Source organism: Aeromonas sp. FDAARGOS 1404 (genome assembly GCF_019047085.1).
Taxonomy (GTDB): Bacteria; Pseudomonadota; Gammaproteobacteria; order Enterobacterales; family Aeromonadaceae; genus Aeromonas; species Aeromonas veronii.
In genome coordinates, this window is record NZ_CP077237.1 from 3,901,444 (window position 1) to 3,914,714 (window position 13,271).

A 13,271-nucleotide genomic window follows, 5' to 3' on the forward strand; every position below is an offset into this window, starting at 1 on the left:
AATATACAAATGATAAGCGTTATCATTATCAAGTTGAATTTGCTCCGATCGCAACTCTTTTTTATCGGCGAAGTTCAGTTTCGTTCGTCACCTGCTTTTGACTAAAAAGAAGTTAATGAAATTGATTCTCATTTGTATTGATCGCTTTTTCGCTCCTTGTTAGGATGCCGTTCACCCTGATATCCGGTGAGTCAAATGACTCACCTTAAGTCGTGTCAGGCAGTGATTCATTCCAAGGAGTAGCACCGTCATGTGTGACCATGCACCGGAAGGAGAGTGGCCCGCAGCAACTGCCGGGCTGGATAAAGTGTGCTGTTTTGCCAGCGGTGACCGGGTTCTGGTCGCCTCCGGTATCCACGACAGTTTTACCGGCATCCCACCGGAGAAGCTGCTCGCCCATCTGCGTCAGTTGCGCCAGCAGGGGATGGCCAATCCCATCGCCATCGGCGCCATTCCGTTTGATACCCAATCCCCCTGGCATCTGGTGATCCCGGCGCAATCGCAGTGGGTCGCAAGGGATGCGCTGTTGCCCGCCCGCTGTTGCCAGCTCAATGGTGAGGTGAGTGAAGTGACCGGCTCTGCCCACTATCAGGGGGCGGTGCGGGCAGCGTTGCAGCAGTTCAGCGAGGGGCAGCTCGAGAAGGTAGTGCTGTCGCGCGCCATCGATGTGCAGAGCGCAGAGCAGACCTCACCCGCACACGCCTATGGCTCTCTGCTGGCCCAGAATCCGGGCGCCTATGTGTTCCAGATCCCGCTGCCGGAGGGGGAAACCCTGCTTGGTGCGAGCCCCGAGCTGCTGGTATCGCGCAGCGAGATGGCGGTGGTGAGCAATCCGCTGGCGGGCTCCCGTCCGCACCACGCTTTTCCTGATCAACAGGTGGCCAGTGCCGAACTGCTGGGGGCCCAGAAAGATCGCTATGAACATGCGCTGGTGGCCGATGCGGTCGCTGCGGCCCTCGCTCCCTTCTGCCGCGAGCTGGACGTCCCTCTGGAGCCGCAGGTGATCGCGACCCCTACCATGTGGCACCTCTCGACCCGCATTGCCGGACGGCTCCATGAGCCCTCTCCCGTGCTGGTACTGGCGCTGGCGCTGCACCCGACACCGGCGGTATGCGGCACGCCGCTCTCGGCAGCACGTCAGGCCATCGCCCGGCTTGAGGGGTACGATCGCCGTTTCTACTGTGGCGCTGTCGGCTGGATGGATGCCGATGGCAATGGCGAGTGGGTGGTCACCATCCGCTGTGGCGTGCTGGCCGGCAAGCAGCTGCGGCTCTATGCCGGTGCCGGGGTGGTGGTGGGCTCCTCGCCGGAAGCAGAGTGGCAAGAGACCGCCGCCAAGCTCGGCACCATGCTGCGCGCCTTCGGCCTCGAAAGCCGGGAGCCGGAGGTGACAACATGAAGCCGCTGGTGCCCTTTACCCCCTGGCCCGCCGAGCTGGCGGCCCACTACCGGGCACAAGGTTGGTGGCGCGGACAACCGCTCACTGCCCTGCTCGATGAATCTGCCGAACGTGATCCCGAGCGCACGGCCCTGATCTGCGGTGAACGCACCCTCAGTTATGGCCAGTTAAAGTGTGAGGTTGATGTGCTGGCGGCGCGGCTGGCGGCGCGCGGGCTGGGCCATGGCGATACTGCTCTGGTGCAGTTGCCCAACTGCGCCGAGTTCTATATCTGCTGGTTTGCCCTGATCCGCTGCGGAGTGGTGGCTGTGCACGCCCTCTACAGCCATCAGCGGCGCGAGCTGGTGGCCTTTGCCCGCCAGATTGAGCCCGCCTTGCTGGTACTCAGCCCCTCTCACCCCGGCTTTGCCGGTGAAGGGGGAATCCTCGCGGCCCTTGATGAGCGGGTATCGCCTTCCTGTCAGACACTGCTGTTCGAGCCAGCAGAAGGGGGCGATCTTCAGTCGGGATTTGCATGGCGTCAGTCTGAAACCGTGGCTCATGCTGATGGTTCGCCGCTGGCTGTCATCGCGCCAACTCCTACCCCGGCCGGTCAGGTCGCCTTTTTCCAGCTCTCCGGCGGCAGCACCGGCACCCCCAAACTGATCCCCCGTACCCACGATGACTATGGCTACAGCGTGCGCCAGAGCGTCGCGGTGTGCGGCTGGGATGCGCGGGTGATCTATCTCTGTGCCCTGCCTGCGCCCCACAACTTTCCCCTAAGCTCCCCCGGGGCACTCGGAGTGTTTTATGCCGGTGGCTGCGTGGTGCTGGCAAAGGATCCCTCTGCCGCAACCTGTCTGCCGCTGGTGCAGCGCCATCAGATCAACTGGGCGGCACTGGTGCCACCGGCCTTGGCGCTCTGGCTGGAGGCCGCCAGCCACTATCCGCAGACCTCTCTGGAGTGTGTGCAGGTGGGCGGTGCGCGCCTCAGCCCGGCTCATGCCGATGCGGTGGCGAGCCGCCTTGGTTGCCGCTTGCAGCAGGTGTTTGGCATGGCCGAGGGGCTGGTCAACTACACCCGCATCGAGGATGACCAGTGGCACATCGTCAATACCCAGGGCCGCCCGATGAGCCCGGGCGACGAGGTCGAGGTGCGGGATAGCGACGGACGCCCCTTGCCCGATGGCGAGTGCGGCGAGCTCTGGACGCGTGGCCCCTACACCTTTCGCGGCTACTTCAAGGCTGATGCCCACAATCAGCGGGCTTTTGATCGGGACGGTTTCTACTGCACCGGCGATCTGGTCTGCCGCTTGCCCGGCGGCCATCTGATGGTGGTGGGGCGCAACAAGGATCAGATCAACCGGGGCGGGGAGAAGATCGACGCCCTCGAGATTGAAGAGCTGTTGCTGACCCACCCGGAAGTGCGGCAGGCGGCGCTGGTCGCCATGCCTGATCCCATGCTCGGGGAGCGCAGCTGCGCCTTTCTGATGTGCCGCGAGCCCCTCAATCTGCCTCGCTTGCGCCGTTTCCTGCGCGAGCAGGGGGTAGCCGATTACAAACTGCCCGATCGCCTGGTGCTGGTGGAGCAACTGCCCCACACCCCGGTCGGCAAGATAGACAAACAGACGCTGCGCGAGCAGCTCGCCAAGGAGTGTGCATGACCATTCAATCCCTCGCCGCCTATCCGCTGCCCACTGCTGAGGAACTGCCCAGCGGGCGGGTGAACTGGCCTTTCGAACCGGGCCGGGCTGCCTTGCTGGTCCACGATATGCAGCACTATTTCGTCGACTTCTACGGGCCGGACAATCCGCTGATCAATCAGGTTATCGACCATATCGCCACCCTGATCCGTCAGGCGCGTATTCTTGGCATGCCGGTAGTCTATACCGCCCAGCCCGCCGAGCAGAGTCAGGCCGACCGGGCGCTGCTCAACGACATGTGGGGGCCGGGGTTGACCCGAGCGCCGGAGCGCCAACCCATCGTTTCGGCGCTGGCCCCCGAGCCGCAGGATACGGTGCTGACCAAGTGGCGCTACAGCGCTTTTTGCCGTTCACCGCTGGCCGAGCTGATGGCCGAATGGGGGCGAGATCAGCTGATGATCTGCGGCATCTACGGCCATATCGGGGTGATGCAGACGGCGGTCGATGCCTTTATGCGCGATATCCGCCCCTTCCTGGTGGCAGATGCCATCGCCGACTTCTCCCGCGAGGATCATCTGCTGGCGCTCTCCTACGTCAGCCGCAATGCCGGTCGGGTGATTACCGTGGCCGAGGTGATGGCGGCCAGCAAGCGCCCTCTGACTCGCGAGTCACTGCGTGATCTGGTGTTGGCACGGCTGCCCGCCGAGATGCAGCATGAGCAGCCCACCGAGGATGACAACTTGCTCGACTATGGTCTCGATTCGCTGGCGGTGATGGGGCTGGTGGAAGAGTGGCGTCAGCAGGGGTTGATGGTGGAGCTGGCCGAGCTGGCCCGTAACCCGACCCTGGCCCACTGGTGGGGGCTCCTCTCCCGTCAGCTTAATGTCAGTCAGGGCACGGCTCATCAGGTCAACGAAGGTCATGTCAGCGAACCGGAGTGCACCCCATGAGCGAGTGGCAAGGCAGAACCGTCTGGGTAACCGGTGTGGCACAGGGAATTGGCCATGCGGTGGCACGTACCTTTGCCGAGGCGGGAGCCAGCGTGGTGGCGTTCGATTTGCAACTGGTCGAGGCGCTGCCCGGCAACGTGAAGGGAGTGGTGATCGACGTGAGTGACAGCGAGGCCGTGACCCGCTGCTGCGAACAGCTGCTGGACGAGGGGCTGGGACCCGATGTGCTGGTCAATGTCGCCGGCGTACTGGCAACCGGCAGGATCGATGAGGTGGATGACGCCCTTTTGCAGCGCACCTTCGCCATCAACACCTTCGCCCCCTTCTACCTGATGCGGGCCCTGACCCCCTGGTTTCAGGGGCGGCGCAGGGGCGCCATCGTCAATGTCTCCTCCAATGCCGGTCGGGTGCCGCGAGTGGGGATGGGCATCTATGGTGCCTCCAAGGCGGCGCTGACCAGCCTTACTCAAACGGCAGGGCTGGAGCTGGCCCCCTATGGGGTGCGCTGCAATCTGGTGTCGCCGGGCTCGACCCGTACCCCGATGCTGTACGGCATGTGGCAGGAGGGGGAGGCGGAGCTGCGCGAGGGAGAGCAGCGCACCATCGCGGGTCTGCCCGGGCAATTCAAGCTGGGGATCCCCCTTGGCAAGCTCGGGACACCCAACGAGGTGGCTGCTTGCGTGCTGTTTCTCGCCTCCGATGCCGCCAGCCATATCACCCTGCAGGATCTGGTGGTCGATGGCGGTGCCACCCTGGGGGTCTAGCCCGAGAGCTGCCGACTTGGCAGGCGTGACACTCTCTTTATGGAGGAGGCCTGGCCTCCTCGCTTTTCAGCCATGCGGGCAGGGGCAAGCCGCTGCCCGCTCGATGTTTGCGCAAGGACATTCCCATGGAACAGACAATGGCGATGCGCGCCACCCACCAGCGTGGTGAGCACCCGCGCTGGCCGCTAACCACCGCTCAGGCGGGCATCTGGTTTGCCCAGCAAAAATACCCGCAGAGCCCCGCCTGCAATACCGGCGAGTACTGGCTGCTGGAGGGGGCGCTGGCTCCCCATCACTTCACCCGAGCGGTGCGTCAGACCATCGACGAGATCCCCGGTCTGCACTACGCCTTTGTGGCTACTGCCGATGGCCCGCAGATGGTGACCAACCCCGCCTGCTGGCAACTGACCGAGCGCGATCTGCGCAGCGAAGCCGACCCGCTTGCAGCCGCGCAGGCCGAGATGCGTGCGCAGCTGGCCGTCCCCTTCAATCTGGCTGGGGGGCCGCTGTTTGCCACCACACTCTATCGCCTTGGTGAGGGGCAGTGGGCCTGGTTTATTGCCGTGCACCATATCGCCATCGACGGCTTTGGCCTGAGTTTGCTCTGCCAGCGGGTGGCGAGCTGGTATGAGGCGCTCTGCATCGGCCAGCAGCCTGCCCCCTGTCGTTATGCGACCCAGCAGGAGTTGCTGGCCGAGGAGGCTGCCTATCAGGACTCACCGCGCGCCGCGCGGGATCGCGATTTCTTCGTGCAGCAGCTGGCCGGGGTGGAGAACCCGGCGTCGCTCTCCCGCCGTCCGGCGCAAGGGCCGGGCCCCACATATCGTCTTGAACAGCGCCTTTCTGGCCGCCAGTGGCAGGCACTGGTGGCACGGGCGAGTCGTTCGGCCTGTCACCCCTACAGCCTGCTGCTGGCGGCGGTGGCCAGCTATGTGCAGCGGATGAGCGGTGCTGGCGAGGTAGTGCTGGGTATTCCGCTGATGGGGCGACTGGGCTCAGCGGCGGCCGATACCCCCTGCATGAAGGTCAATGTGGTGCCCCTGCGCATTGAACTGAGCGGCACCAGCCGGGTAGGGGAGTTGCTGGCACAGGTCGAGCGGCAATTTGCCGCCCTGCGCCGTCATCAGGGCTGCCGTCAGGAGTGGTTGCAGCAGCGTCAGCCGGGCCAGCCGCTGTTTGGCCCTCAGGTCAATCTGATGCCCTTTGCCCGCACCCTCAGCTTTGGTGAAGGACACAACGAAGTTCGTGGCGAGGTGCAGGTGCTGGCGGCGGGGCCGGTGGAGGAGTGCGCCTTCTATTTTGCCGAGGAGGCAGGCGCGATGACCCTGACCCTCGAAGCACATCAGGGGCGCTTCAGCCAACAGGAGAGCGAACGTCATCTGGCCCGGCTGGTAGCCTATCTGGCGGCCTGGAGTGAGGCGGATGACGAGGCCGAAGCGGTGCGATTGCCGCTGCTCTTGCCCTGTGAGCAGGCTGAGCTGGCGCGCTGGAACCAGACCGACCATCCGTTGCCGACCACCACCCTGAGCGCACTGCTGGCCGAAGGGCTGGCGGCGGCGGATCAGAGCGCCATCGCGCTGGAGTGTGGCGCCGAGCGCTGGAGTGTGGCCGAGCTGCGCCAGCGAACCCGCCAGCTGGCCAGCTATCTGGCGGGGAGGGGCGTGGGCCCCGGTTGTCGGGTGGCTGTGGTGATCCCGCGCTCTCCCGAGCTTATTCTCGCCCAGCAGGCCATCATGGCGGTGGGAGCCGTCTATGTACCCGTTGATCCGGACTATCCGGCGGAGCGGATCGGCTATATTCTCGCCAGCAGCGAGCCTGCGCTGGTGTTGACCAGTCGCACCTTGCGGATGCCGCTCGATGTGGCCGCGCCACTTGTCTGCCTCGATGCCCCCGGTGTCGCAGAGCAGCTGGCTGCGGTAGAGTTGGCAACGATAGCACCTTGTGAGCTGGCAGCCCCCAAGCCGGAAGATGCGGCCTACATCATCTACACCTCCGGCTCGACCGGTCGGCCCAAAGGGGTGGTGGTGAGCCATGGTGCCATCGTCAACCGGCTGCTCTGGATGCAGCACATGTATCCCATCGGCCCGGCGGATCGGGTGCTGCAAAAGACCCCGGCCGGTTTCGATGTCTCCATCTGGGAGTTCTTCTGGCCCTTTATGACAGGTGCGCGGCTGGTGCTCGCCAAACCGGGTGGCCACAAGGATCCCGCCTACCTTGCCGAGCTGATTGAGCAGGCCGGGATCACCACCTTGCACTTTGTCCCCTCCATGCTGCAGATCTTTGTCACTCAGGCCGAGCCTGCCCGTTGCCGCGCCCTGCGGCAGGTCTTCTGCTCCGGCGAGGCGCTGCCCGCCGATCTGGTGCAACGCTGGTATGGAACATTTTCAGCCCCCCTGCACAACCTCTATGGCCCGACCGAGGCGGCGGTGGATGTCACCTGGTATCCCTGCCGGGCAGACGAGGCGGTGACCAGCGTGCCCATCGGCTATCCGGCCTGGAATACCAGCATCCACATTCTCGACCCCTGGTTGCAGCCGGTGCCCCCCGGTGTGGCGGGGGAGCTCTGGATCGGCGGCGTGCAGGTGGCGGAGGGCTACTTTGGTCAGTCCGAGCTCACCGCCGAGCGCTTTATTGCCAACCCCTTCGGGGCGGGGCGGCTCTATCGCAGCGGCGATCTGGCTGCCTGGCGTGAGGATGGCGCCATCGAGTATCTGGGGCGACTCGATTTTCAGGTGAAGATCCGTGGCCAGCGCATCGAACTGGAGGAGATCGAGCAGGTGCTGCTGCGCCATCCCCGGGTGGCGCAAGCGGTGGTGCAGGCCCCCGAATTTGCCCCCGGCGATCGCCGTCTGGTGGCCTACGTGGTGGCCGCAGATAGCAGAGAGTTGACGCTGGCCGAGTTAGCACCCGCCCTTGGCGCCGCGCTGCCCGACTACATGGTGCCGGGGCTGTTGGTTACTCTGGCCGAGCTGCCGCTCACCCCCAATGGCAAGCTGGATCGCAAGGGGCTGCCGCTGCCCGATATGGCGTCGGCGGTCGGTCAGTCACTGCCGAAAACCCTGCTGGAGGAGCGGCTCTGTCGCCTCTTCGCCGAGGTACTGGGGCTGGCGCGAGTCGGCGCCGACGATAACTTCTTTGCCCTCGGTGGCCACTCCCTGCTGGCGGCGCAGCTGGTGGTGCGCATTGAGGAATCAATCGGACAGGATCTCACTCTGGCCAGCCTGTTCGAAGCGCCGAGCCCAGCCCAGCTGGCGCGTCGTCTTGGTGGTGAGCGGGAGGCCATGCCCATGCTGTTGCCCCTGCGGGCGCCCGGTGCGCCGGCGGGTACATCGGGTCCCACACTCTTTTGCGTCCATCCCGCAGGGGGGCTCGGCTGGTGTTATGCGCCGCTGGTGCCCCATCTGCCGACCGACATGGCGGTCTATGCCCTGCAGGCGCGGGCGCTCTGCCAACCGGATGCGCCGCTGCCCGCCAGCTTCGACGAATTGGCTCTCGACTATGTGACCGAGCTGCGTCGTCAGCAGAGCGAGGGGCCCTACTGGCTGCTCGGCTGGTCGCTCGGGGGCATGCTGGTGCACCGGATGGCCGCCATGCTGCAAGAACAGGGACAAGAGGTGGCCATGGTGCTGCTGCTCGACGCCTACCCCTGCCTGCAGTGGCAGACCCAGCCGCTGCCCGACGAGCAGCGGATGCTCGATGCGCTGCTGCGAATGGGGGGGATTGCGGTTGCGGATGAGGCGCTCGACTCCCTCACTCGAGACGAGGTGGTGGCCCGACTGGGGGCGGAGGGGAGTGCGCTGGCCATGCTCGACGAGCAGGTGGTGAGCGCCATGATTGAGCTGGTGGGCCACAACAACCGGCTGATCCGTCAGCCGGTCGACTATTGCTACCACGGGGAGGTGATCTTTATCGAGGCGTCAGCCTCTCGCCAGCCCTGGCTGGATGGGCGTGGCTGGGTGTCGCTGACAAAAGGGGACATCCACTATGAGCGCTTCCCCTGTCTGCATCAGGAGATGGTGCATCCCGACTGGCTGGCAAAGATCGGCGCCCTTATTTGTGAGCGGGTCGATGGGGTCGGGCAGCAACCGCACATCCGGCAGGAGGAGGACGCATGACCTCGGTTGCCGCCATCCGGGAAGCCTTGCTGGCGGGCAAGCTGGTAGGGCTGGGGGAGCCGCACTGGCACCCGGATTTTATCCGGCGCCAGCACGCCTGGCTGTGTGATCCGGCGCTCTGGGGAATCATGACCGATCTGGTGCTGGAGTGCGGCAACCGCCGCCATCAGGGCTTGCTCGATGCCTGGCTGACGGGGCAGGAGAGCTGGCAGGGTGAGCCGCTGACGCTGGCACGGCTCTATCCGGTCTGGCTCGACTCCTGCGCCTTTCCTGCCTGGATGGCCCCCGAGTTTCCGGCTCTCTTTTCCGCTCTGCGCCAGAGCAATCTGGTGCGCCCTGAACATGTGCGGCTACGGGTGCATCTCTGCGAGCCCTTATTCGAGTGGCAGGAGATGAGCCCGGAGCGGTGGCAGCAACACAACAGGGGGCGGGATCAGGCGCTGGCCGACCATCTTCTTGCACTTCCCCCGCGCGGCGTGGTGGTGCTGGCGGGGGCGCGTCATCTGCTCAAAGCCGCAGGGGATCCCCACTTTGCGCAGCCGACCCTGGGCCAGTTGCTGGAGGTGGCACGGCCGGGCTGGCTGCAGGTGCTTCACCCCTGGCCAATGGCTGATGAGAAGGGCGATGAGGAAGAGGAGCGGGTGTGCGAGTTGGCCGGGATCGCGACTGCCGACCTCTATCCTCACTGGCCGGTGCATCCGCCGCTGGAGACTCTTATCGACAGGCTGGTGCGCGTGGCTGACGGGGGGCGGGAGATGCGAATTTGCCCCACCTTGCTGGCCGAGCCCTGGCGCAGCCGCTTGCTGAGTCGCGCTCACTTGCTGCCAGCTGGCATGGCCAGCCAGCTGCTACACTGGCTGGCGTAACTGCTGGTTGGAGTAACGGCGGACCGAAGTAACAGCTAACTGAAGTAACTGCTGACTTGAGTAACTCAATGGGGGAGCAAGGTTCCCCTTTTTCACATTTGGCATCCTGCATTCAGCGCTGCAAAGTTGCACCATTTACGGCATACCTTGCCACTCATCGCCGAAAATTCAGCTCCTTCGCTACTTTAAAGAAGTTTCTACTGGTCTTACCTGAGTAAATCCCTTTGCTTTTTATTTAACAAGGTATTTACATCTAGGTGTCACCAGCATCGGTGACGCTCACAACGGCAAGGAGCCAGTTATGACCCATGTCGACATCCCTTTCCTTCGTTACCTCGATGCGGAAGGGTGCCCGGTCGCCACCTTACCGACCTGGCTGGACAAGGCGATACTGCACACCTTCTACCGCAATATGGTGATGGTGCGCAGCTATGACAAAAAAGCGATTGCGCTGCAACGAACCGGCAAACTCGGTACTTTTCCCTCCCATCTCGGCGCAGAAGCCGTGGGGATTGGCATTGGTCTCGCCATGCAGCCGCAGGATGTCTACGTCCCCTACTATCGGGACATGCCCACCCTCTATGTGCGGGGCGTGCCGATGGAGAAAAACCTGCAATATTGGGGCGGGGACGAGCGGGGCAGTTATTTTCTCAAACCCGATGGGACTCCCTCTGAAGATCTCCCCATCTGCGTCCCCATCGCCACCCAGATCACCCACGCTTGCGGTATTGCCTCGGCCTTCAAACTGCGTAATCAACCGCGTGTCGCCGTAGTCACTATCGGCGATGGCGGCACCTCCAAGGGGGATTTTCTGGAGGGGCTCAACTGCGCTGGGGTCTGGCACCTGCCGATGGTCATCATCGTCAACAACAACCAGTGGGCCATCTCGGTGCCACGCAAGCTGCAATCGAGCGCTCCTACGCTGGCCCAGAAGGGGATTGGCGCCGGGGTGCGCAGCCTGCAAGTGGATGGCAACGATGTGGTCGCGGTCTACGATGCTGCCCGCAGTGCCGTCGAACGTGCCCGCAGCGGCAAGGGGCCGACCCTGATAGAAGCGGTCAGTTATCGTCTCGGCGATCACACCACGGCCGACGATGCCACTCGCTATCGCGATGGGGCCGAGGTCGAGGCCGCTTGGGCGAAAGAGCCGGTCAAGCGGCTGCGCCAGTTTATGCATAGCAAAGGGTGGTGGGATGAAGAGCAGGAGCAGAGCCTGCTGGCGGAAGCCACCCGGGAGGTAGAGCAGGCGGTCGCCCGTTATGAGGCGATGGCGCCCCAGCCGCCGGAGGCGATGCTCGATTATCACTATGCCAGCCTGCCCGCCGAACTATTGCCTCAGCGCGAGCGAGTGATAGCCAAGGGGATGAAGCAGGAGGTTGGCCATGAGTGAGATCAGTTTGCTGGACGCGGTCAACATGGCCCTTCACTACGAGATGGAGCACGACCCAGATGTGGTGGTACTGGGTGAGGATGTCGGGGTCAACGGCGGGGTGTTTCGCGCCACAGTGGGCCTGCGCGACAAGTTCGGTTTCAAGCGGGTGATCGACACGCCGCTGGCCGAGGGGCTGATCGCCGGGGTGGCGGTCGGTATGGCGACCCAGGGGCTCAAGCCGGTGGCTGAGTTCCAGTTTCAGGGCTTCATCTTCCCCGGGATGGAGCAGATCATCTGTCAGGCGGCGCGGATGCGAAACCGCACCCGTGGCCGTCTCTCCTGTCCCCTCGTCTATCGCTCCCCGTATGGCGCGGGCATCCATTCGCCGGAGCATCACAGCGAGAGCGTCGAGGCGCTGTTTGCCCATATCCCTGGGCTACGGGTGGTTATCCCCTCCAGCCCGAGACGCGCCTATGGTTTGCTGCTGTCGGCCATCCGCGATCCGGATCCCGTGATGTTTTTCGAACCGAACCGTATCTATCGCTCGATGAAATCCGAGGTGGTGGATGACGGTGTCGGCCTGCCACTGGATGTCTGTTTCACCCTGCGCCCGGGCCGGGATATCACGGTAGTGGCCTGGGGGGCCTGCATTCAGGAGGTGATGCGGGCGGCGAACCTGCTGGCCGAGCAGGATATCCAGTGCGAGGTGCTGGATCTGGCCACCATCAAGCCGCTGGATATGGAGACCATCCTCACCTCGGTACGCAAGACCGGCCGCTTGCTGGTGGTACACGAGGCGTGTGGCAGCTTCGGGGTCGGAGCCGAAATCGTGGCGCGGGTGACCGAGCAGGCACTTCCCAGCCTCAAGGCACCGCCCAAGCGGCTGACCGGGGTGGATGCCGCCGTTCCCTACTATCGCAACGAAGCATGTTACCTCATCACCGAGCAGAATATCGCCGATGCGGCTCATCAGCTGATGGAGAACCAGTGGCTATGAAATTTTTCAAATTACCGGATCTGGGTGAAGGGTTGGCCGAAGCCGAGATCGTCGAGTGGAAGGTGAGTGCCGGTGATACCGTTGCGGTCGATCAGGTGCTCTTGTCGGTGGAAACGGCCAAGGCGCTGGTGGATGTGCCCTCTCCGGTGGCAGGGGTGATCGCCCGTCTCTGCGGCGCCGAGGGAGATATCCTCCATATCGGTGCGCCGCTGGTGGAGTTCGAGGGGGGCGAAGATGATGGTACCGTGGTGGGCAAAGTCAGCGCCCATCAGCAACATATCGAGGATCACTTCGTGGTGGGGGCCATTGCCCTGGGGGGATCGCTGGTGCAAGCCATGCCTGCGGTGCGACTGTTGGCACAAAAACTGGGTCTGGATATCGACCGGATCAAGGGAAGTGGCAGCGGCGGCATGGTGACCGAGCTGGATGTGCAGCAGGCATTCGAGGCCCAGCAGAGCAGTGGCAACGAATTCCTCAAAGGGTCACGGCGGGCCATGGCCAAGGCGATGGAGCTCTCTCATCAGACTGTGGTGCCGGTCAGCATCACCGATGAGGTGGATTTGCGTCACTGGCGCCCTGATGAGGATGTGACGGTGCGCCTGATCAAGGCCATTGGCGTGGCTTGCCGCGCCGAGCCCTCGATGAATGCCTGGTTTGATGGCGACACCCTGTCACGGCGGCTGTTCAAAGAGGTCAATGTGGCCATCGCGGTGGATTCAAAGCATGGCCTCTATGTGCCGGTGATGGAGAATGTGGCCGAGCGGGAGGGGGCGGATATCCGGCTGGGGCTGGATCGGATGATCGCCGATGTGAAGGCGCGCGCCGTGCCGCGCGAGATGTTGCAGGGGGCGACTATTACGCTCACCAACTTCGGTGCCATCGCAGGCCGCTATGCGAGCCCCATCGTGACGCCGCCGCAGGTGGCCATCATAGGGGCTGGCAAACTGTTCGAAAAAGTGGTGTTCATCCATGGTGAAGCGCGTCCCGTCAGGGCACTGCCGCTGTCGATGACATTTGACCACAGAGCCTGTACTGGCGGGGAGGCGGCTCGTTTTCTCAGAGCGCTGGTCGAAGCGTTGGAAGCAGCCACCTTATAACGGTTTGTGCCCTGTCATTGGCAGGGCACAAATTTGTTTGCGTAATCTACAAAGCCACGTATAATCCAAACCAGCTTGAAAGGGCGATA

9 protein-coding genes are annotated in these 13,271 nt (G+C 63.8%); all 9 read left to right on the forward strand.

Features of this window, described 5'->3' with window-relative positions:
- Positions 1–250: 250 nt before the first annotated feature.
- The 9 genes from I6L34_RS18100 to I6L34_RS18140 all read left to right on the forward strand — a co-directional run bounded on the left by I6L34_RS18100 (position 251) and on the right by I6L34_RS18140 (position 13,182).
- Positions 251–1,399 carry an isochorismate synthase MenF gene (locus I6L34_RS18100; protein ID WP_216955109.1) on the forward strand — a complete coding sequence of 383 codons (1,149 nt, stop codon included), beginning with the start codon at positions 251–253 and terminating at the stop codon, positions 1,397–1,399.
- Positions 1,396–3,042, forward strand: coding sequence for a (2,3-dihydroxybenzoyl)adenylate synthase (locus tag I6L34_RS18105; RefSeq protein ID WP_216955110.1), 1,647 nt, complete (start codon positions 1,396–1,398; stop codon positions 3,040–3,042). Before I6L34_RS18100 ends, I6L34_RS18105 begins: the two co-directional genes overlap by 4 nt.
- The gene (locus I6L34_RS18110; RefSeq protein WP_216955111.1) at positions 3,039–3,971 is read left to right on the forward strand and encodes an isochorismatase family protein; all 933 of its coding nucleotides are present in this window, start codon (positions 3,039–3,041) and stop codon (positions 3,969–3,971) included. The genes I6L34_RS18105 and I6L34_RS18110 overlap by 4 nt, the downstream gene beginning before the upstream one ends.
- Positions 3,968–4,735 (forward strand): 2,3-dihydro-2,3-dihydroxybenzoate dehydrogenase, encoded by a 768-nt coding sequence (gene dhbA / locus I6L34_RS18115; RefSeq protein ID WP_216955112.1) that lies wholly within the window; start codon positions 3,968–3,970, stop codon positions 4,733–4,735. Before I6L34_RS18110 ends, dhbA begins: the two co-directional genes overlap by 4 nt.
- A gap of 125 nt (positions 4,736–4,860) precedes the next feature.
- Entirely contained in the window at positions 4,861–8,850 is a 3,990-nt protein-coding gene (locus tag I6L34_RS18120) for a non-ribosomal peptide synthetase (RefSeq protein ID WP_216955113.1), read from the forward strand.
- Positions 8,847–9,716, forward strand: coding sequence for a hypothetical protein (locus I6L34_RS18125; protein ID WP_216955114.1), 870 nt, complete (start codon positions 8,847–8,849; stop codon positions 9,714–9,716). The genes I6L34_RS18120 and I6L34_RS18125 overlap by 4 nt, the downstream gene beginning before the upstream one ends.
- A 301-nt stretch (positions 9,717–10,017) precedes the next feature.
- Positions 10,018–11,106, forward strand: coding sequence for a pyruvate dehydrogenase (acetyl-transferring) E1 component subunit alpha (pdhA, locus tag I6L34_RS18130; RefSeq protein WP_064338306.1), 1,089 nt, complete (start codon positions 10,018–10,020; stop codon positions 11,104–11,106).
- On the forward strand, positions 11,099–12,085 hold the full coding sequence (locus tag I6L34_RS18135; RefSeq protein ID WP_216955115.1) for an alpha-ketoacid dehydrogenase subunit beta: 987 nt from the start codon (positions 11,099–11,101) through the stop codon (positions 12,083–12,085). The genes pdhA and I6L34_RS18135 overlap by 8 nt, the downstream gene beginning before the upstream one ends.
- Positions 12,082–13,182: a dihydrolipoamide acetyltransferase family protein gene (locus tag I6L34_RS18140; protein WP_058056034.1), complete on the forward strand. Its 1,101-nt coding sequence runs from the start codon at positions 12,082–12,084 to the stop codon at positions 13,180–13,182. Before I6L34_RS18135 ends, I6L34_RS18140 begins: the two co-directional genes overlap by 4 nt.
- Positions 13,183–13,271: the final 89 nt, after the last annotated feature.

Bases quoted from the DNA above. Each gene is read 5' to 3' on its own strand.
- I6L34_RS18100 (WP_216955109.1), top strand. From the start codon at position 251: ATGTGTGACCATGCACCGGAAGGAGAGTGGCCCGCAGCAACTGCCGGG.
- I6L34_RS18105 (WP_216955110.1), top strand. From the start codon at position 1,396: ATGAAGCCGCTGGTGCCCTTTACCCCCTGGCCCGCCGAGCTGGCGGCC.
- I6L34_RS18110 (WP_216955111.1), top strand. From the start codon at position 3,039: ATGACCATTCAATCCCTCGCCGCCTATCCGCTGCCCACTGCTGAGGAA.
- dhbA (WP_216955112.1), top strand. From the start codon at position 3,968: ATGAGCGAGTGGCAAGGCAGAACCGTCTGGGTAACCGGTGTGGCACAG.
- I6L34_RS18120 (WP_216955113.1), top strand. From the start codon at position 4,861: ATGGAACAGACAATGGCGATGCGCGCCACCCACCAGCGTGGTGAGCAC.
- I6L34_RS18125 (WP_216955114.1), top strand. From the start codon at position 8,847: ATGACCTCGGTTGCCGCCATCCGGGAAGCCTTGCTGGCGGGCAAGCTG.
- pdhA (WP_064338306.1), top strand. From the start codon at position 10,018: ATGACCCATGTCGACATCCCTTTCCTTCGTTACCTCGATGCGGAAGGG.
- I6L34_RS18135 (WP_216955115.1), top strand. From the start codon at position 11,099: ATGAGTGAGATCAGTTTGCTGGACGCGGTCAACATGGCCCTTCACTAC.
- I6L34_RS18140 (WP_058056034.1), top strand. From the start codon at position 12,082: ATGAAATTTTTCAAATTACCGGATCTGGGTGAAGGGTTGGCCGAAGCC.